Origin of the sequence: Legionella cardiaca (assembly GCF_029026145.1) — a bacterium.
Taxonomy (GTDB): domain Bacteria; phylum Pseudomonadota; class Gammaproteobacteria; order Legionellales; family Legionellaceae; genus Tatlockia; species Tatlockia cardiaca.
This window is the reverse complement of the sequence record NZ_CP119078.1, coordinates 2,476,504-2,494,906: the sequence shown is the minus strand read 5'-3', so window position 1 is coordinate 2,494,906 and position 18,403 is coordinate 2,476,504. Positions and strand designations below refer to the sequence as shown.

Here is an 18,403-nt window from a genome sequence, read left to right as displayed (position 1 = left end):
ATTTGTTGAACATAGGCATTCTAGGAGAAGGGATAAATAATGAAGGCACTTATATATAATGGACCAGGAAAAAAAGTTTTTGCAGAGCATCCAATGCCGCAAATTATGGAAAATACCGATGCGATAGTTAAGATTAAGAAAACGACCATTTGTGGTACTGATCTTCATATTCTTAAAGGCGATGTATCAACTTGTGAGCCGGGCCGTGTATTAGGTCATGAAGGGATAGGAATTATTGAAGAAACAGGTTCCGGAGTAACAGAGTTTCATCGTGGCGATAAAGTGCTAATTTCTTGTATTACTTCTTGCAGTAAATGTTTCTATTGTCGCAAAGGGATGTACTCTCACTGCAAAACGGGTGGTTGGATTCTGGGGAACAAAATTGACGGGACTCAAGCTGAGTATGTTCGTATACCTTATGCCGACACAAGTCTCTATAAAGTTCCTCCAGGAGCCGAAGAAGACACCATAGTGATGTTAAGTGATATTTTGCCTACTGGTTTTGAATGCGGCATTATAAACGGCAAAATTCAACCAGGGGATACAATAGCAATTATTGGAGCTGGCCCAATAGGGTTGGCAACTTTACTTACTGCCCAATTCTATTCGCCAGCTGAAATTATCATGGTCGATACAGATTCTAATCGACTCGAGGTTGCAGAGCGTTTAGGTGCTACCATGATTATTAATAACACAGATGGAAATGCTGCAAAGAGAATAATGGAGCATACAAATAACCTTGGGGTCAATACAGCTATAGAAGCAGTGGGGATTCCTGAAACTTTTGTTCTTTGTGAAGAAATTATAGCGCCAGGAGGAACTATTGCGAATATTGGTGTTCATGGAAAGAAAGTAGATTTACATCTGGAGCGACTGTGGTCTCAAAACATTTCAATTACGACACGGCTTGTAGATACTATTACTACACCCTTGTTGCTAAAGTCAGTCTGCGCCAAAAAATTGGATGCTGCTACACTAATTAGCCATCATTTTCCATTTGATAATATCCTTGAAGCCTATGAAACATTTAAAGATGCGGCGAAGACTCATGCACTAAAGGTAATTATTGATTTATAGTCATCTGTGAGAAGTAGCATCCTACTCAAAAAAATCCTGTATTCACCTATATCGCAATTTACGTAGATAAATTAATGGCAGCAGAGATTTACTATTAAGTTCATTCTAATTTGCTGGCAGCAAACATCCACAAGGATAAAAGAATAGCTACAACCAAGGCTACAATACTTACTGACATTGGAATAGTATGCCCTGCAATGACAATTTCCCAACGAAATATCAATCGTAATACATGTAACAAAGCAAAAAGAATAAAAATAATTCCTGAAAAAACTAAAGGTAGACGTTGTCGCATTTACTTTCCTCCCTGAATTTAAAAGCATTTTCACACTTTAATCTCCATTTAATTACCAAATCAAGAAATTAAATTCATACTAATTCGAGTAATGTACTCTACCGCTAATTATTGGGTTGTGGGTTACATGATAATCTAAATGGTTTAGGCGAGTTCAAGCTTGGCTGGCTCATCTGTAAAATAAAAATGAATGGTAGTTCTCAACTTGGCTTTGAGTTCTCTAGCGATATTATAAGCTTCGTCAGTTTTATAAAATTCATTAATTCTTACTTCCTCCGGATTATAAAAGTCTGGATTCGCGGTTAAAAAGCGAACCTGTAAAAAATCATTCCATTCGACTTCCATGGAGTTACTAAGTAAATTATCAGGTGTATATTGCGCGTCTACGAGATGGTAAAGTTTATCTTCTCTAAAAGCTTGTAAAAATTTTTCGGCAATAAAGCTTCCCCAATTTGAGCAACTCTGATTATTTAATTCTTCATAAAGTGTATGAAGAAAAGAGGCGCTATCCTTAACGAGTGGGATCCCTCCGGCATAACTATAATAGCCCAGGCTATTAAAGCTTTTTTCGTTAACAAAAATTTGCAATAGCTGCGCTTCCAAGGTTTGTTGGTATTGAACGTAATAGTCAACAAGTGTATCAATTGGGAAGTTATCTAATTTCTTCTTATGGCAAAACTCTTGCAAAACGTCTCTAAGAAACTTAACTTCGTGGTTGTGCTTTATCGATATACTTCTATTCCTGTGAAAGAGGAGCCAGCTAGTTTCGCCATAACAACCATCATGCAGTAACATTGAGGCAGATAAAAGTGCCCTGCTAATTTTTGATTCATGATCAAAGAGGGGTCTTATTTTCCGGTCAAAAGCAGTATTGAATGGGTATAGAAATGCTCTTTTATCCAGATGTTTTTCAAAAAAACATTGTGGAGAAAGTGATTGTGGCTTAGGAGTCCCAAATACCAGATTAGACTTTACACTCTCTGTCTTTGTCTTAAAGGCTTCTTCTTTATAAAGACTACTCATTATCATGCGCAAAAATTTTACTACGTTCGAACTTCCATTATAGAAAACAAAAGTTCCTTCTGGCCGACTAGCTTCCCGAGCAATGATTTCTTTTAATAACGGGATTTCTTTTTCAAATGTCTTTTGAAATTTTTCAAAATTATGAAATTCAGTTGTTCCTAATAAGAATTTTGCATTAATGGATTTTTCCGCATTTTTTTCAAGAAATTCTTTAAATACGGTTGTTTCATCAATAGTATTTCGTGAACTGAATACCGATGGCCTAATAGACGTTGCCAATTTTTTCTTTGCCACCTTCTCAGATTCTTGTTTTTCCTGCATTGCGCTCTCTATGTATTTGATCTTGAATTACCCATTTGGTGTATGATAAGTTCTAATTGATTTAAAATCAATCGTTATTTGTGTTGTAAATAGACAACTTTTCAAACTCCCAATGCTTCTTTTTTAAAGACTAAATTCTTAGATTAGTGAATGGCTTTTGAAATCGGTAGACCGAAATTAGTTCGAGGAGTCTCTACTCTGTTAAATCAAGCTTTCATCCGCAGTAAACGCGATGGTTAGCCAAAGTTGCGGGCTATCTCCACCCATTGCATCTCTTATTTCGTGACGAATGGCATCCAGGTCTTCAACAGTTGAAATAGGATGGTTTGGGGGTACAACAATATGTATTTCAATGAATTGCGCGCGACCTATCTTTGCTACATAGCTCGAATAGGTTTTGAAACCTTCTCTTGCTGTCAACTCATCTAAAAACATTCTTATTTTCAGATCAAGCTCAAAAGGAGCAACAAGAAATACATCCCGCATAGCATCATACACTGCGGCCATGGGTACAAAAATCAAGCAGGAGGTAAGCACAGCTAGTATAATAGGGTCAAAGTAAGGAGTAAGATTATGATAAGACGTTCCTTCTGTGAGATTAGCGATACCAAAAGCAACCAAAAGTGAGGAGGAAATAGAGGCTGATATAAGCCAGCTTTGTCTATCAAGACGTAAAAATTCAGAATTAAGTTTAAGATTTTTCTGTCGTATATAGACATACATTATAATGGATACCACAGACATTAATAAGGCAAAGGCAAAAGCCCAGTCAAAATTCAATTGCCGACCGCCTGAAAGCAAACTACCAATTGCGTTAATTAAGGCATAGGCACAAATTAAGATGAGTGTACTGCCGTTAAAGATAAGTACCATCGGTTCAACATGCCAATAACCATATTGGAATCGACGACTCCCTTTGCTAGTCAGTAAGCGCGCTACAAAGAGCGATAATAAGGACATGGCCGTATCAACCATATTGAACATACCATCAAATATAATAGCCAATGAACCAGACACTAATCCAAAAAAAATACCCGCTGCTGCAAGAAGAAAAGTGACTGCTATAGAAAGTTTAAGAATCCGCTGCTCATGAAAATCTGAAGTGCTGGTTACCATATTATTTACCCAAAGATTTGTTGCCAAAGTTTGGCTCTGAAAGGGGGTTTAACCTCTAATATAACTAATGATTATAAATTAAATTTTACAAAGATTGTTGAACTAATATTCAAATAAGCAATATAAAATTAAAGTGTATCCAGAAAGTTGTTGATAGTTACATTAAATATCAAGTGTGATTATTCTAGATCGGTCTTTGCTTAGGTTTTAGACTATAATAAAGACATTAGGACAGTATAAGCATTTCCCTTTAATGGGTTTTGTAATCACATTATACCCTCTTAGATTACATTCATTACCCTTTCACTTGATAGGAAATTAAGATGTTTACTTATACTGCAACTATCTATTTTGGACCCCATCTAATTAAGCAAAGGTCAGGTAACGATTTAGAAGCACTTTTTATTTGGATGCTCAATAAGGGAGACCAGCATTTTGGCGACTTTAGGGGCCAGATAGTTAATAATGTTACCAATGCAATAGAAAAGAAAGTTAAAAAAAATTCTATCCATTAATCTGTCAATGTTTCCACCGTGAAATAATCATTTCATCAACCTATTAACTTTGCATTTTTGCTTGGGCGAATTTTTTTTCTCTTTTGGAGATAATACACCTTTGTAAACTCCGCTCCCGTAAATAAAATTTGCGCAGAATAATAAATCCAAACGAGAATAATGATTAAGGCAGCTGATGGGCCAAATCCTTGCGCCAAATTGGAATGGGAAAGATATAATCCCAGTAAAAATTTGCCGATGGTAAATAAAAGTGCAGTAAAAAAGGCGCCTAACCAAACGTCTCTCCATTGTAATGATACGTCCGGGATTATTTTGAAAATCATGGCGAAAAGAAGAGTAATCGCTGCAATGGAAATAAGAAGATTTAATCCATAACTAAAAATGATTAATTGTGGGAAAAAACGCAAAAGATGCATAGTTACCAAAGATAATATAAGAGAAATAATTAATGACACCAAGAGTAAAAATCCAACCCCAAGAACTAAAGTAAACGATAGAAATCGGCTTTTAATTAATTCCCAAAACCCCATATTGGGATCGGGAAACACACCCCATATCGCATTCAGCCCGGTTTGAAGTGCTCCAAAAAAACCAGAGGCACCGAATAATAAAACGATTATAGAAACAATCTTTGCAAGTATATTTGTTGCTGGTCTAGCAGATGAAATTAGAATTTTAATTTGTTCAGCCGGATCATTTCCAAAAGTTTTTCCGATTTGCTCTAATAGATTTTCTTGCACAAGGTTAGGATCAAATACAAGGCCTGCGATAGCAATAGAAATTATTAATAAAGGAGATATAGAAAATATAGTGTAATAAGATAACGCCGCCGATAAAGTAGCTACTTTATCCTGGCTCCAATTTTCCAATAATTTCTTTAAAATTATCTTCACACGCATGTATATCACCGTTGTTTTTCCAATAAATAACTCCCGGCATAGTGTCCAAGAGTTATCTAAGCAGGCGTTAACTTAAAAGGTATTTTATATACACCTGGACCTTCTTCTGGGCATCCCGTACCTTCTATTTTGATGCTTCGTTCACCAGAAAAGCTCCCGTCGCCATTTGAGGTAAGAAATTCAGATAAAGTAGATTTCACTTTGCTGCCGTCATTGCAATTGAAGAGATGCTCTGCTTTTAATTCCCAGCGATTATTATTCCAGTGATAATCAATATACTTGGACTCACCGGGAAGAGGGTAAAGGTTAGGTGTATGAGCCACACAACCTGATGCTTTGCAAACGGTGAAGAAATCTTCTTTTTGTTTGGTTGGACGGCTATTAGGATTAGTTTTTCCATTGAATGTTTGCGTTGCGCGATCCAGATGTCGAATGTAGGAACCATAAAGAGGGATGGGTTCTGGTCGCGAGGCAGCCATAGCAAATGACGTCATCGCACCAACAAAGGTGACGATTACAAGGAAGCGTGTTGTGCAAAATAAAAATATGTTAGTCATCTTAATTCCTTTTATCTTTGTTGCGGAAATTAATCTTATTTTTCCTAATGTCAGGATAGTTAAATTACTTCTCTAAATTTCTGCAAGAAAGTCCATTTTTACAATATAGTCAATGTATAGCTTATGTAATTGCAATTCAAGTTAGCTTAAATAATTGATAGAAGAAATGCCAAATTTCTAAGAAATAACTTGTACTCGTTATAACTATAGGAATAGGCAAACCAGTTTTTAGCGAAACCAGTGAGGTGAGTTCCGCCCGAATCCTTGCTCGTATAATATTAGAAAAGGGCGGAGTAATTCTAAAGTTTGTGACTGATCTAAATGAATCCAGTTAAGGCCCAGCCTGGTTGCTACGAAAGGATGATAGCTGGATTGCAAGTTACTTTTCCATTGAACCTGCAAATACGGTTGTCATTCCAGAACGAAAGGAAGAACTCCTAACCTATACTTCTTTTTTGATTTCAATTTTCATCTCCTTTAAGCAAGGACTAATCATAAGCAATTAAAGTGAGTGCAATTTGCAAGTAAATCTACTTGAGACATTTGTGTTCTGCTTGCTTTCTCATACAAGATACTTCATCGTTATTAGAATCCTACATATAAGCTATACAATAAGGAATAGGGATGTCAGTACAAGAATGGCCAGCTCAGGATTATGCGATTGGTTCCTATATTCAGGAAAGTATCGCAAAAGAATACTTAAAATATTTGAAAATAAAGCCAACAGATTCGGTTCTGGATGTTGGATGTGGCAATGGGGCATTCAGCCGTAATATTTTAGCTAAAATTCCACAAGGTCATTTTCTAGGAATAGATGCTTCGGCGAATATGCTGGCAATAGCCAGGCAAGAAACTGCTAATTATCCTAATGTTACACTGCAACAAGCCGATGCGTTAACCTTGCCATTTACAAATCAATTTGATTATGTCGTTTCATTTTGGTGCTTACAATGGTGTGCTTTTGCCATAGAGAAAGCCTTTCTTAATATTTATAAGGCATTAAAAAATAATGGCAAAGTATTGGCTCTTTTTCCCTCGGGTGACGATCCTTTTATTACCAGCTATTACCGTGTTCAGGAATGCGGACAGTTCTCTTGTCTCAAAGATTTTAAACCGCCGGTTGATTATCACTATTTTCAGAATCTGGAAGAAAAAATACATGCGCTTCCTTTTAAACATATTAAATTTGAGCGGTTGCAGCATGAGATTCTTTTGCCCTCTTTAGATACTTTTCGTAAATTTGTTAAGGGCATTGCATTCTTTCAAGGTCAAATACCTGACAAAGACATTGATCTTATTAATGAAGCTTTGGTTGATACCTATAAACGTGAGTGCCAAGAGAAATTTGCTGGTGAATATTGGTTTATCTTGTCTATTTATTTGATGCAAGCTGAGAAATAATAACCATCCATGCTTGTAGAATGTATGGATGGTTATTATTTGCGATTTATTGGCAGCTTTTCGTTGCGCAGTGCAATACTTTGATATGTTTGCTTGCTGCGGCATAGTAACTTGCAACGGGCTTATTATTTGCATCAAGTGTTAGAGCACTATCCAAACCCTGCGTCGTTGGATCAACAGCAGTAATCACATTACCTGCTGTACAACTTGCATTACCACAATAAAGTATCGACATCGTGCTGTTGGTTCCAAAGCTCACGATTGGATTCCCCGTCGCATTATCAATTTTAATGGAAGGTTGTAATCCAACATTCGGACCGGTTACAGGTGATGCAATGGTATTACCTGAATTACAGGCTGCGTTGCCACAATGCAAAACTTTTAGCGCGGCATTCGCTGTGTCCCAGTAAGCAAGCACTGGATTACCACTTGCGTCTAAAGTGACTGATGTTGCACGATGATCACCTGCTTGTGCGCCAGGATCAAGCACGGTGAGTGTATTTGACCCTGTACAATTAGAGTCACCACAATGTAGTAATTTCAATTGATTTTTGTCGGCACGAAAATAGCTAACTACTGGATACCCTGATGCATCGAGCACTAAGGATACACCCCGTACATCAGCATTATCTGGAAAAACCGGGAAATCGGGTGATGCTATGCTATTGTTTGCAGAGCAATCTGCATCGCCACAATGCACGACCCTCAAACCTTGATCCGATTGTCCGGCAGATGCAATTACTGGATTCCCAGATGAATCAAGCGCCATGGATGAGGCACGTTTTGACAAAATATCCGGGGTATTAACTGGATTCACGCCACTGCAATTTTCATTCGTACAATGCATTATGCGCATCATTTTAGCAGTGAAGTCATAAAAACTAATTACTGGATAGCCATTGGCATCAATATCAAGTGAGGTATCCCAACCCACATTCCCGGTAGTAAGAGGACTAGTAATGGAGTTGCTTTGACTGCATGTTGTATCACCACAATGCAACAATTTAAGATCCCCATTTGTTTCATCCCAATAACTAACAACGGGTTTACCACTGGCATCTAATTTAATTGCGCTATACCGGCCCACGTCCGTTGCTGTATCACCAACATAGACGGAGTTCGGACCACACATTGGACTCCCGCAACGCAATACTTTTAGATTTGCATTGGTGCCATCATAGTAACTAACAACAGGATTACTGCTGGCATCGAGATTTAAAGAGGTATATAACCCAACGTTTCCAGTACTATCAGGTATATTAATGAGGTTATTGCTTACACAATTGGCATCACCGCAGCGTATAACGTTTAAGCTCTCATTGGTCAAATCGTAATAGCTTACCGTAGGTATATTATTTACATCAAGTGATAGTGAAGAATAGTAACCGCCAATACCGTTACCGGCAATTGAACTAAGCGAGTTACCCGAGGTGCAAGTTGTATTGCCGCAATGCAATACTTTTAACTTACCATTGGTTAGATCCAGATAACTGACTACTGGTTTTTGATTGCTATCTAACGTTAATGATGGATAGCGACCCACATCACCAGTGGAATCGACGGTGGTGATCGAATTACCAGAATTACATACACTATTTCCACAGCGTAAAATTTTTAGGGAGGAATTCGTAAAATCAAAATAAGCAATTACTGGGTTGCCCGCTGAATTTAATTTAACGGAACTCTGCACACCATTACTGCTTGTAAGATCTGGTTTCTCAATGGTGTTACCAAGCGTACATGATGCATTTCCGCAATGTAGAATTTTCAATTTTCCGTTGGTTGCATCGTAATAGCTAACAACAGGAAAATTATTCGCATCGACTGTTACCGAGGTATATAAACCAACTGTTCCCGTATTATCCGGTGTTGCAATAGTATTCCCCGCTGAACAGGAACTGTTTCCGCAATGCAATACTTTTAATGCTGAATTTGTTTCATCATAATAACTGACGATAGGCTTACCTGCGTTGTCCAATGCAATGGATGTGTACTTACCGATATTGGTTGCTGCATCGGGTGTAACAATTGAATTAAATTGGCTGCAGCTACGTGTAAAGCAATGAGCAACCTTCAATTTTTGTTCAGAAGCATCATAATAACTAATTGTGGGAAATCCCTGGGCATCCAATGCTATGGATGTATATTGACCTGTCACGCCATCCACATCAACGGCTACAATATTATTACCAATTGCAAATGAAACTGGTGTAAAGCCTAGAGTAAAAAGAGAGTAAAGTGGAACGACAACTCCTCGTAAAACACCACGCATCGTACGCATAGACACCTTCCTGGATAAGTTAAAGATTGAAAATTAGCGATTAAATACTAACACACCAGAGGAAATAATAAGATTTTATTTGCACGAATTGTGCTGGCTCTTAAATATGAACTCTTAAATGATACAATGTACAAATTTTTTAGCGGTTGATTGAGAAGAATAATGAAATTATCGCGCATAGAATTAAGTAAAAATTTTGGTGGTCCGTTACATTACCTTGGGAATAGATATTTATCCCTTCCAGATGTATCTGGTCATATGGCACCTGATGATGGCTGGTTAAATGAACATTTTTCCATACTTTTGGCTAATAACGGAAAAAAATACAAAAGAGCAATTGAACCCTTTGCTGGATCTGCTTCCTGGAGTATGGCGGCAATGGAGTTGGGTATTGCGGAAGAATACATTATCAATGACAGTAACAAAATTCTTATCACTACACTCCAATTAATTAAAGAAAAACCAGAGCGGATTAAAGAGTCCTATTCACTATTGGTAAATAAATATGATGCTGCCACTTCTAAAAAGGCTTCTTTTCTTGATGTTATTGAAAAATACAATCATGACACTAGTGATGAAGAGAAAGCATTGCTTCTGCCTTTTATCATTAATCATTCCTGGGGCGGAATCCTTTGTTATGATAATAACTTGAATATTCTATACCGAGAAGGAGAGTTGTTTGAAGGTAAAAATGCAGAAAGATTTCTTGAAAAAGCGAATCTATCCTTAGATTGGTTTTTGCAGGAGGTTGATAGAGCCTCTAATCTCTTCAATATTAATAATGTTTCATTTAAATCGGGTGATTTTATCCAGGTCATTTCTGATGTAGCAGCAGACGATTTTGTGGCACTGAATCCACCGTATCCCGAGAATGAGCGTTCTATTTCTGAAGGCACTGGTATGTATGTTGAACTCTACTCACCTGAGAAATTACACCAAAATTTAAAACAAGTAATTCAACAATTGGAAAAGAAAAATATTCATTATTATATGACTTACGGATTTTATAATCCTAAATTTTCTAATTACGTTTTTCGTGATGAGCTGAGTCAACCTATTAATTATTTTCGTGTTCTAGGTTATGAAAATTGTGCTTTCGGAGTAGGGCTTGATCAGCTGTACTTTACCTCTCAATTTTCAATTCCGGAAAGTGTAAATATTTTTAAGGCAGAAGATGTTTTAAAAAATTCGAATATAACACCTGAAGAAGCACTTAAACAGTATGAGCAACTTTCAAAAAAGTAAATAAGATTAGGAAAATTTGACTAGTTAGCTTTATGTAATAAATGCATAAAATATTACTTCTTTACCATGACATTTTTTAATACATTGCTAGAATTTTCTAAAGCAGCATTAAGTTTGGATACTAGATCGTAATTTTTATGAAAAAATCCATGAAAGCGTCGTTTGTCTTTTTCAACAGTTTCAGCCAACGTCATCGCTTCTGCTCTTGTTATTTCTACTGCTTTAACATAAGTCCCAATTGATTGTCGTAGAGTCTTATCTAATTGGGATATAATTTCGTGGTAATTCTGGGATTCATCAATAGGTTTAGCAAAATCTCTGGTGAATTGTTCGGTAGCATCCCGTAATTGGCTTATTTTGCTTTGAATAATCTGGTATTTTTTATTATCTACACCATATTTTTTTTCTAACTTATTGCCAATTCCTATAAGAGCCTTTTCCAAATTAACTGCGGCTGCAATAATCATGTGCTGTTTTTTTTGAAAAAGACTATAAACTTCAGCAATGTGTTCATTAGTATTAAATTTTCTGATGTAGTCAGTATTGTAGTTCCTAAGAGGACTAAACGTGTGTTTGGCTGGATTAAAGTCTTCTACCTGATTAGTATCAGTCTCTGAAATCTCATCATATCTCTGATAGTAATTTTTAGTGCGGGAAAGGTATTCAGAGGCAGGATATACATCATCAGACCAAGGATCGCAAATATAGGCATCCTTACCCCACGTCTCTGGTTTTCGCGGGTCGCTATTTTTTGTCTTCCAACTACAAGCACCACGTGGTTTCCACCCAGTAATTGAAAAACTTCTGCATGGATGTGCGGAGCATAATGAGCAATATAATCCAAAGCTAATTCAGCAAGCTCATTACAGTTTCCTATGGAATACTTTTTGCTGCACTCAATAGATTGATAAAATTCATAGGCATAATAGTCAAACTCCAGTCGTGAACTGGCCATTTCTTGAGATTTTTCTCTTATAGCTTTTGCAGCCTCACTAAGGCTTTTTTTCTTATCAATAAGATAACTATTATTAATTAGTTGGGTTGAACCCTCTACTATAAATTCTCTTGCATATTTAACAGCGAGTAGAGCGGCGTCTTTATTTGAGTAAGGGACAAGAGAATTTGGTAATTTCATAATGAATTAAATCAATAAATTTCACATCATAATGATAGCAGAGCTAGCTTAAGGTTTAATTATCTGAAATGGTTAACCGACTGCAGGTATGACAAATTTTTTGTAAAGAAGTTGGCTTATAATTAATTACAATATACAACAGATCCTATAAATGTAGGGGCAAAAAATGGACCTATCGGCGAAGGAAATTATAGCGATTTTAGATTTGAAACCTCATCCTACTTGTGGATTAGTTAAACAAACTTATGTAAGTCAAATTATCCTGCCAAAAAATGTACTCCCTTCTCCGTTTAATAGTAATAGATCGGTTGGCTCAGTTTTATATTTTATGGTAACCCAGGAAACGGAGATTTCTTTACATAAAATTTGTTCTGATCAGATGTACCATTTTTATATGGGTAGTCCTCTTGAGGTATTTTTGCTTTATCCAAATGGACATTATGAAATCAAGCTAATGGGACATGAACTTAAGAAGGGCATGATACCTCAATTATTAATTCCTGCAGATACCTTTCATACGAGTAAATTGTATGACAAGAATAGCTATGCTTTGCTAGGCACATCAGAATGGATAGGGGTTGAACCAGAAGATGTCATTTTAGGAAATTTTTCTGAATTAATTAAACAGTATCCTAATTGCAAAGAAGAACTTACAAAATTTATAAAATAATTTGGGTGATTGATAATAGGAGGGATTTGTCCTGAGGTATCGTCACTTTTTATGATTTAATTAATGTCCTTCCCGCCTGCGCGAGAAGGGACACTACTATAGAAAGCTTTCCATCTCAATATATTGTTGCACTAAGCTGTTACTACGATTTTGCCAATCTGCTCATTTGATTGCATGTATCGATGTGCTTCAATTATCTGCTCTAGTGTAAAGGTGCGCGCAGCAATTTTTGGTTTAAATGTTCCATCTTGTACGTATTCAAAAATATATTTTTCTGCTTTTTTACGCAAATCAGGATCAGTGGCCAATTCAAATAAAGTATAACCACGAACGGCAAGTCCTTTAGCTAAAGCAGCAAACAGGGGGTAAGGCATAGGTTCACCTGATAAATTACCGTAAATAAAGAGAGTTCCTTTTTCAGCTGCAGCATCAGCTAATTTCTCAACGCTTTTCCCAGCAACGGGATCAAAAATAATGCGTGCGCCAATACCGCCGGTAATTTCCTTAACGCGAGCAGATAAATCCTCGTCCTCGGTTACAATGACATGGTCAGCTCCCAATTCTAACAATTCAGCTTTCTTTTTTTGCGTTCTAGTAGTAGCAATACTAGTGGCCCCTTCTGCACGGGTAATTTCAATTGCTGCTAATCCGACGCTACTGCTGGCTGCAGTAATAACGACATAATCCTCTTTAGTCAGCTGGCCATAATGTACAAGCGCTCCATAAGCAGTCATGTATTGCATCCAAATCGAGGTAGCTTGAACAAAGGAAAGGTTTTCTGGATAAGCAGCAAGTGCGTAGGCAGGCAAAATGGCGACCTCACCATAGACACCGTAACGTCCCATATCAAAACAAGGAACAGAACTAAATTTTTTGCCAATCATCCCTTGATCGACCCCAGGTCCAACAGCTTCAACAATCCCTGAAGCTTCATAGCCTATTTTGGAAGGAAATTTAGGGGTAATGAGATATTGTCCAAGACGAAACATGATTTCAGCACGGTTTAAACCAATGGCGTGAACGCGTAAACGCACTTCTCCTGGCCCAGGTTCTGGTAGAGGAACTTCTTCTAATTTCAATACCTCAGGAGCACCAGTTTCATAAAAATGAACAATCTTGGCAGTTTTATTTAACATACATATCCCTATATTAATGATTAAGAAAGTGGATACAGACTAGTAAACCCGCTCAATATTACTTTGCTTTATAGAGTCAAGCAATCGCGTTGTTCTAGCTGTCCGCCTTTTCTGAACTAGGGTTGTATTCCACAATTACCTCTAATTCTGGCGTTTCTGATAGGGTCTTGCGAATGAACAAGGCATGCTTTAGAAAGAATTAAATTTTGTCAAAGATTCCGAGCATTATTCTTGGAAATTAGATGGGAGTTGATTTTAACTATTGGTTGCTATATGAATTAATATAATTTTTTAAATCTTGAATGCGTTTTTTGTTAAAAGTATTATAACAATCGATCTCATCAATAGCCTGCATTGAGCCTCCCTCATGTTGTAAACCCATAAGTTTGCATTCTTTAGTACGATAGTCCAGCCATGCCTTTTGACTTGTGACTAATGCAGTTTTACCTTCTGGAGATAAATAAGATAACAATGACTTATAGGTATCATTTAGAATTTTATCGTAATAGGAATATTCCTGATTGGCACATTCATGAATAGCAAGGGTAGTCATTGCTTTATCATAACAAGCCTTAATTTCTGCGGGGGTTAGACTGAAAGCCGGGTAAGAAAAAAAAAGAGCGAATGGAATTAAAATACTTTTTATTTTTTTATTCATGCTATCCTCGCTATCGTACTTTCCTACCTCAAACTATAGCATGCATTTATCTATTAGTTGCTAAGTCATCCATTGAATAAGAGAAAAATTAATCTATACTAAACGGCCTTATAAGACGCTTCAAATCAGGCGTTGAGAGGGGAGCAATATAAAAAATTCTATTTATTTTAAAGCTGTTCTTGAATCTGCTTTGATATTTAAAATCAAAACCATCTCATCGGGTATTTTCAGTAGGTGGGTCGCTCAGGCTAAACAAGAATATCCCAGCTATTTATTCCAGGCGAATGAGGAAAGATTAGTGGATGATGTCATAAATGCATTGGCTAAAGGATTGGAATTGATCTGGCGAAATGAAAATCACACTAAGCATAATGTACCAGGATGGAAAATAGAGTTTTTCTTAGACGTTGTATCGTCAACATTAAATACTCACTGGTCTCAGGAATACCTATATAAAATGACTGATGAATATAAAGAACTATGTTTGATTAAGGCAGTTACTCAATATTTAAAAATAGATCAAGTGGCAATAAAGAAAATTGAAGCACTTTATAGTCATTTAATTAACCAAGAAATGAAGCTTACAGAACAAACTCATAAAAAAAACGAGAAGGTTATTGATTTGAATCACTTTAGAAAAGATAAACATGAGGTCTTCAAAACCAAGGTGATTGAATATATAGAATCAATTTTTTTTGAAAAACATTTCATCACCTTCGGTAATATTCTTAAAAAGAAATATATTTTTGTTTTAACGGATTTTTTTGACACGGATGAAATAGAGAAGCTTATTGTTGGGATAAATTTATCTTCTGCCAATTAATTTTACCTTAAGTATCACTCTTTAAACTAACGCGGCATTGTTGAACCTGAAGCAATGCAAAATCTATTAATAAGGAATAATATGAAAAGAATACTAATCGGTCTGCTATTTTTAATATTTGCTATAAATTTGAGTAGTGCAGGTAATGTACATTCTATTCCTAATGAAATTTCGGTGCGTGAACATTGGATTAGTTTAACCAAGAGTTATGATATTGAAACCAGTACCAGTAAGCTGGGTACTTTGTATCGACGTTTCTTTAGTTTACTTCTGACTTATGATTTTTATGATCCTACGGATATAAAAACTGCCACTGCAAAAGCCAGATTCTTTTCGTTTGGTGCACATCTGGACATCTATGATCAAACCGATGTCTTAATGGGTAGCGTTGAAGAAAAAATATTCACTTTTTTCCCCACCTTTGAAATTTATGCTCGCGATTTGGCGACGAAACTTGCTCGGGCCGAAATGAATTTCTGGGGAACTAAATTTTATATTTATGATCCTGTAACGAGTCAGGAAATGGCAATTATGTCCCGCTCATTTTTTAGATTAAAAAATGATTGGACAATTCAAGTGACTAATAGAGCCTTATTAGAGCAAAAAAATATCGATCCAAGAGTGTTGATGACTGTTTTAGCTGTCCAAGGAGAAATTGAAGACTGGCAGAAAGATAATTATAGTAGTTTGAAATCAGCAACCATCAAGACCCAATCTAAAGATTATGATGCGCTGTCTCAACAAATCAAGACATTGAGTGCGAATAAAGGGTTGAATGCGCTAGAGACACCAAGTCAAGAGACTTTGGAAACCTTAGCAGATGAGTTAGATCAGGGATTTAATGCCCAATATCCTTCAGTAGAGGACGAAAATCAAAGTAATCAAGAGCATATTAAAGCATTCACAGCTTACTGTTTGAGCTTGATTGACGCGCAAGATCTATCTGATACGAAGAAAAAAGCTATTTTGACCTTATTAAATTTACGTTTGCAAGGTCATAATTAATCATTAGTCTGTTTGATTCAAAAAATATATCTAGGGAGTGGGTACTAATGCATCTGCTCCTGCAAAATCATTTAAGTCAAGAATACTTTACCCCGAGGTCATTTGACAGGTATTAGATGCTATGCCAGTCTTATTTTAGTGCGCAATATACGGTTTGTTAGGAATCACTACCAACTACCTCAAGGAAGATCCTATGACAAAAGTTCAGGCTTATGCAGTCCGCGAAAAATCCGGTCAACTTTCCTCCTTTGACTATACCCTTGGAGAACTTGGGCCCGAACAGGTAGATATTAAGGTAGAGTCGTGTGGTATCTGCCATTCAGATCTCGCTATGATCGACAATGAATGGGGTTTTAGTAATTATCCTATTGTACCGGGACATGAGGTGGTTGGGACTGTCATCGCCACAGGGGAGCATGTTAAAAATTTAAAAATGGGTCAGAGAGTTGGTCTCGGGTGGTTCAGCGGAAGTTGTATGTATTGCCATAATTGTCTTCATGGCGATCATAATCTTTGTCTTACAGCAGAACAAACTATTGTAGGAAGACATGGGGGATTTGCAAATCTGGTGCGTTGTAATTCTCTATGGGCTATTGCATTACCCGACAATTTAGATGCTAATAATGCAGGCCCTTTGCTGTGCGGTGGTATTACCGTATTTAATCCCATTGTGCAATTGGATATACGTCCTACACAGCGTGTAGGTGTGATTGGTATTGGCGGTCTCGGCCACATGGCACTGCAATTTCTTAATAAATGGGGATGCGAAGTGACTGCGTTTTCGTCTACAGCAGCTAAAGAGGCCGAAGCCAAGCGCATGGGGGCTCATTATGTTGTTAACAGCAATGATAGTAAGGCGTTTAAGAAATTATCTGGAAGATTTGATCTTATACTCAATACGGCTAATGCCAATCTTGATTGGCCTGCCTACATTAATATGCTTGCTCCGCGGGGGCGATTGCACACCGTAGGCGCCGTGCCAGATCCAATTCCTGCCCCGGCATTTCCGCTTATTTTGAGTCAGCGCAGTATTTCGGGTTCACCACTAGGGAGCCCTGCAACAATTCAGGAGATGCTTGAGTTTTGTGTGCGCCACAATATTGAACCCTTAACAGAACATTTTGCCATGAGAGATGTTAATAAAGCACTTGATCATTTACGAGCTGGTAAAGCACGATACCGTGTTGTTTTGGATAATTAACGTATCAAAAGATAAGATTGCAGGATTTGAGAGGCGTAACAAACCTCTCAGTCCTATTTTTGAGCTAATTACTTTAAATACTGTTGGTGTTGCTGGCAAGCATCTTTGCTTCAAGAGCCCCCACAAACTCTCTAACTGTTCTAACTTTTTTGTTGCCAACTAGCTCATCAGCTTGACCTGATTTAATAAATGCTCTTAAGTCTTGCCCTAATTTGCCATTTCTTAAAGTTGACAAATGCTTGTCTAAATCCACTTTCTCCCCCGTTAAAGCTCTTTTTAAAGCTTCAACTGCATCGCTTTTTTGCTGGAAACTCTTTTGAAATGGAACAAAAATACTATGGAAATAGTCTTTGGTTTTACCTGTCTCGGGATCGACTACTGCCGCTCTTTGTTTTAAATAACTTGTTAAAAGATCATCAAGAGTCTTTACAGGTGTTGTTGGTATAGTCTCTTGAGGGGTAGTCTCTTTGGGAGAGGTAAAAGAAAGCTGATGTTGTTTATATAATTCACTAAAATTATCCCAAGTATAAGGAGGTATCCAGTTAGTATTCTCTTTGTCTTTTTTAAATAACTCAAGTAAGCATTGACAATATTGGATTTTTTGCCTGTCGTTTATTGCTGATACAACTTGTTGATAACCATTTATGTAAAAATCATGAAAACGTATGTTTGTCGATAACAAAATGTCTGATTTTATTAAACTACAAATGGCTGCGACTTTTTGTTTCTCATCAGTGTACTCTGACATTTTGGCAAGAAACGTTTCCTTGGGAATATTTTTAAAAACAAAATGCTCTAAAAATAAATAGTCATCTTTTTGAGTAAAAAAAGAGGATGGAGCAGTGTTTTCAGATAAAAGATATAAACATAAACTTGCCAGGAAGTATCCTTCTCCATTCGAACCATGATAATCATATTCACCAGGAAGGTATTCTGCTAACCACCCTCTATCGTAGGTCATATTGCCCCATTGGTTTAGACCTAGTTCTTTCCCCATAAGCTCAGCACGAGTAGTCATATTGTTCTCTTTAACAAGTAATTTGCA

General features: G+C 36.9%; 18 protein-coding genes. 7 read left to right on the top strand and 11 right to left on the bottom strand.

Going from position 1 to position 18,403, the window contains the following annotated elements:
• Positions 1 to 39 precede the first annotated feature (39 nt).
• Positions 40 to 1,077 carry a zinc-dependent alcohol dehydrogenase family protein gene (locus tag PXX05_RS10685; protein ID WP_275088206.1) on the top strand — a complete coding sequence of 346 codons (1,038 nt, stop codon included), beginning with the start codon at positions 40 to 42 and terminating at the stop codon, positions 1,075 to 1,077.
• Positions 1,078 to 1,177: 100 nt separating this feature from the next.
• Here PXX05_RS10685 and PXX05_RS10680 read toward each other — a convergent pair whose 3' ends face one another.
• From PXX05_RS10680 to PXX05_RS10660, 5 genes are all read right to left on the bottom strand, one after another.
• Positions 1,178 to 1,372: a hypothetical protein gene (locus tag PXX05_RS10680; protein ID WP_275088205.1), complete on the bottom strand. Its 195-nt coding sequence runs from the start codon at positions 1,370 to 1,372 to the stop codon at positions 1,178 to 1,180.
• A 144-nt stretch (positions 1,373 to 1,516) separates the two neighbouring features.
• Positions 1,517 to 2,716 (bottom strand): hypothetical protein, encoded by a 1,200-nt coding sequence (locus PXX05_RS10675; RefSeq protein ID WP_275088204.1) that lies wholly within the window; start codon positions 2,714 to 2,716, stop codon positions 1,517 to 1,519.
• 201 nt (positions 2,717 to 2,917) lie between these two features.
• Positions 2,918 to 3,832, bottom strand: coding sequence for a cation diffusion facilitator family transporter (locus PXX05_RS10670; protein WP_275088203.1), 915 nt, complete (start codon positions 3,830 to 3,832; stop codon positions 2,918 to 2,920).
• Between the two features lie 550 nt (positions 3,833 to 4,382).
• On the bottom strand, positions 4,383 to 5,246 hold the full coding sequence (locus PXX05_RS10665) for a YihY/virulence factor BrkB family protein (RefSeq protein WP_275088202.1): 864 nt from the start codon (positions 5,244 to 5,246) through the stop codon (positions 4,383 to 4,385).
• 56 nt (positions 5,247 to 5,302) lie between these two features.
• Positions 5,303 to 5,803: an MBOE_33420 family protein gene (locus PXX05_RS10660; protein ID WP_275088201.1), complete on the bottom strand. Its 501-nt coding sequence runs from the start codon at positions 5,801 to 5,803 to the stop codon at positions 5,303 to 5,305.
• Positions 5,804 to 6,427: 624 nt separating this feature from the next.
• Here PXX05_RS10660 and PXX05_RS10655 point away from each other — a divergent pair.
• A complete protein-coding gene (locus PXX05_RS10655; RefSeq protein ID WP_275088200.1) occupies positions 6,428 to 7,204 on the top strand; it encodes a class I SAM-dependent methyltransferase in 777 nt (258 codons plus the stop codon).
• 46 nt (positions 7,205 to 7,250) lie between these two features.
• Here the strand turns inward: PXX05_RS10655 and PXX05_RS10650 are convergent, their stop codons facing one another.
• Positions 7,251 to 9,485 carry a hypothetical protein gene (locus tag PXX05_RS10650; protein WP_275088199.1) on the bottom strand — a complete coding sequence of 745 codons (2,235 nt, stop codon included), beginning with the start codon at positions 9,483 to 9,485 and terminating at the stop codon, positions 7,251 to 7,253.
• A 162-nt stretch (positions 9,486 to 9,647) separates the two neighbouring features.
• Between PXX05_RS10650 and PXX05_RS10645 the strand changes: the two genes are divergently transcribed.
• Positions 9,648 to 10,730 carry a DNA adenine methylase gene (locus PXX05_RS10645; protein ID WP_275088198.1) on the top strand — a complete coding sequence of 361 codons (1,083 nt, stop codon included), beginning with the start codon at positions 9,648 to 9,650 and terminating at the stop codon, positions 10,728 to 10,730.
• A 53-nt stretch (positions 10,731 to 10,783) separates the two neighbouring features.
• Here the strand turns inward: PXX05_RS10645 and PXX05_RS10640 are convergent, their stop codons facing one another.
• On the bottom strand, positions 10,784 to 11,197 hold the full coding sequence (locus PXX05_RS10640; protein WP_275088197.1) for a hypothetical protein: 414 nt from the start codon (positions 11,195 to 11,197) through the stop codon (positions 10,784 to 10,786).
• 125 nt (positions 11,198 to 11,322) lie between these two features.
• Positions 11,323 to 11,865, bottom strand: a complete 543-nt coding sequence (locus PXX05_RS10635) for a hypothetical protein (protein ID WP_275088196.1) — start codon at positions 11,863 to 11,865, stop codon at positions 11,323 to 11,325.
• A 166-nt stretch (positions 11,866 to 12,031) separates the two neighbouring features.
• Between PXX05_RS10635 and PXX05_RS10630 the strand changes: the two genes are divergently transcribed.
• Positions 12,032 to 12,535, top strand: a complete 504-nt coding sequence (locus PXX05_RS10630) for a cupin domain-containing protein (RefSeq protein ID WP_275088195.1) — start codon at positions 12,032 to 12,034, stop codon at positions 12,533 to 12,535.
• A 131-nt stretch (positions 12,536 to 12,666) separates the two neighbouring features.
• Here PXX05_RS10630 and PXX05_RS10625 read toward each other — a convergent pair whose 3' ends face one another.
• Positions 12,667 to 13,671 (bottom strand): zinc-dependent alcohol dehydrogenase family protein, encoded by a 1,005-nt coding sequence (locus PXX05_RS10625; protein ID WP_275088194.1) that lies wholly within the window; start codon positions 13,669 to 13,671, stop codon positions 12,667 to 12,669.
• 259 nt (positions 13,672 to 13,930) lie between these two features.
• On the bottom strand, positions 13,931 to 14,329 hold the full coding sequence (locus tag PXX05_RS10620) for a lysozyme inhibitor LprI family protein (RefSeq protein WP_275088193.1): 399 nt from the start codon (positions 14,327 to 14,329) through the stop codon (positions 13,931 to 13,933).
• Between the two features lie 298 nt (positions 14,330 to 14,627).
• On the opposite strand from PXX05_RS10620, the gene PXX05_RS10615 reads away from it, so the two are divergent.
• The 3 genes from PXX05_RS10615 to ahr all read left to right on the top strand — a co-directional run bounded on the left by PXX05_RS10615 (position 14,628) and on the right by ahr (position 17,358).
• The gene (locus PXX05_RS10615) at positions 14,628 to 15,152 is read left to right on the top strand and encodes a hypothetical protein (protein ID WP_275088192.1); all 525 of its coding nucleotides are present in this window, start codon (positions 14,628 to 14,630) and stop codon (positions 15,150 to 15,152) included.
• An 81-nt stretch (positions 15,153 to 15,233) separates the two neighbouring features.
• The gene (locus PXX05_RS10610) at positions 15,234 to 16,157 is read left to right on the top strand and encodes an LURP-one-related/scramblase family protein (protein ID WP_275088191.1); all 924 of its coding nucleotides are present in this window, start codon (positions 15,234 to 15,236) and stop codon (positions 16,155 to 16,157) included.
• A gap of 193 nt (positions 16,158 to 16,350) precedes the next feature.
• Positions 16,351 to 17,358: an NADPH-dependent aldehyde reductase Ahr gene (ahr, locus tag PXX05_RS10605; protein ID WP_275088190.1), complete on the top strand. Its 1,008-nt coding sequence runs from the start codon at positions 16,351 to 16,353 to the stop codon at positions 17,356 to 17,358.
• 73 nt (positions 17,359 to 17,431) lie between these two features.
• On the opposite strand, the gene PXX05_RS10600 is transcribed toward ahr, so the two are convergent.
• Positions 17,432 to 18,376 (bottom strand): hypothetical protein, encoded by a 945-nt coding sequence (locus PXX05_RS10600; protein ID WP_275088189.1) that lies wholly within the window; start codon positions 18,374 to 18,376, stop codon positions 17,432 to 17,434.
• Positions 18,377 to 18,403 lie beyond the last annotated feature (27 nt).

Excerpts from the sequence above, each read along its gene's own strand:
- PXX05_RS10680 (WP_275088205.1), bottom strand. The coding sequence starts at position 1,372 with ATGCGACAACGTCTACCTTTAGTTTTTTCAGGAATTATTTTTATTCTT.
- PXX05_RS10650 (WP_275088199.1), bottom strand. The coding sequence starts at position 9,485 with ATGCGTACGATGCGTGGTGTTTTACGAGGAGTTGTCGTTCCACTTTAC.
- PXX05_RS10600 (WP_275088189.1), bottom strand. The coding sequence starts at position 18,376 with ATGACTACTCGTGCTGAGCTTATGGGGAAAGAACTAGGTCTAAACCAA.
- ahr (WP_275088190.1), top strand. The coding sequence starts at position 16,351 with ATGACAAAAGTTCAGGCTTATGCAGTCCGCGAAAAATCCGGTCAACTT.
- PXX05_RS10685 (WP_275088206.1), top strand. The coding sequence starts at position 40 with ATGAAGGCACTTATATATAATGGACCAGGAAAAAAAGTTTTTGCAGAG.
- PXX05_RS10670 (WP_275088203.1), bottom strand. The coding sequence starts at position 3,832 with ATGGTAACCAGCACTTCAGATTTTCATGAGCAGCGGATTCTTAAACTT.
- PXX05_RS10630 (WP_275088195.1), top strand. The coding sequence starts at position 12,032 with ATGGACCTATCGGCGAAGGAAATTATAGCGATTTTAGATTTGAAACCT.
- PXX05_RS10655 (WP_275088200.1), top strand. The coding sequence starts at position 6,428 with ATGTCAGTACAAGAATGGCCAGCTCAGGATTATGCGATTGGTTCCTAT.
- PXX05_RS10620 (WP_275088193.1), bottom strand. The coding sequence starts at position 14,329 with ATGAATAAAAAAATAAAAAGTATTTTAATTCCATTCGCTCTTTTTTTT.
- PXX05_RS10610 (WP_275088191.1), top strand. The coding sequence starts at position 15,234 with ATGAAAAGAATACTAATCGGTCTGCTATTTTTAATATTTGCTATAAAT.
- PXX05_RS10640 (WP_275088197.1), bottom strand. The coding sequence starts at position 11,197 with ATGATTATTGCAGCCGCAGTTAATTTGGAAAAGGCTCTTATAGGAATT.
- PXX05_RS10625 (WP_275088194.1), bottom strand. The coding sequence starts at position 13,671 with ATGTTAAATAAAACTGCCAAGATTGTTCATTTTTATGAAACTGGTGCT.
- PXX05_RS10645 (WP_275088198.1), top strand. The coding sequence starts at position 9,648 with ATGAAATTATCGCGCATAGAATTAAGTAAAAATTTTGGTGGTCCGTTA.
- PXX05_RS10675 (WP_275088204.1), bottom strand. The coding sequence starts at position 2,716 with ATGCAGGAAAAACAAGAATCTGAGAAGGTGGCAAAGAAAAAATTGGCA.
- PXX05_RS10665 (WP_275088202.1), bottom strand. The coding sequence starts at position 5,246 with ATGCGTGTGAAGATAATTTTAAAGAAATTATTGGAAAATTGGAGCCAG.
- PXX05_RS10635 (WP_275088196.1), bottom strand. The coding sequence starts at position 11,865 with ATGAAATTACCAAATTCTCTTGTCCCTTACTCAAATAAAGACGCCGCT.
- PXX05_RS10660 (WP_275088201.1), bottom strand. The coding sequence starts at position 5,803 with ATGACTAACATATTTTTATTTTGCACAACACGCTTCCTTGTAATCGTC.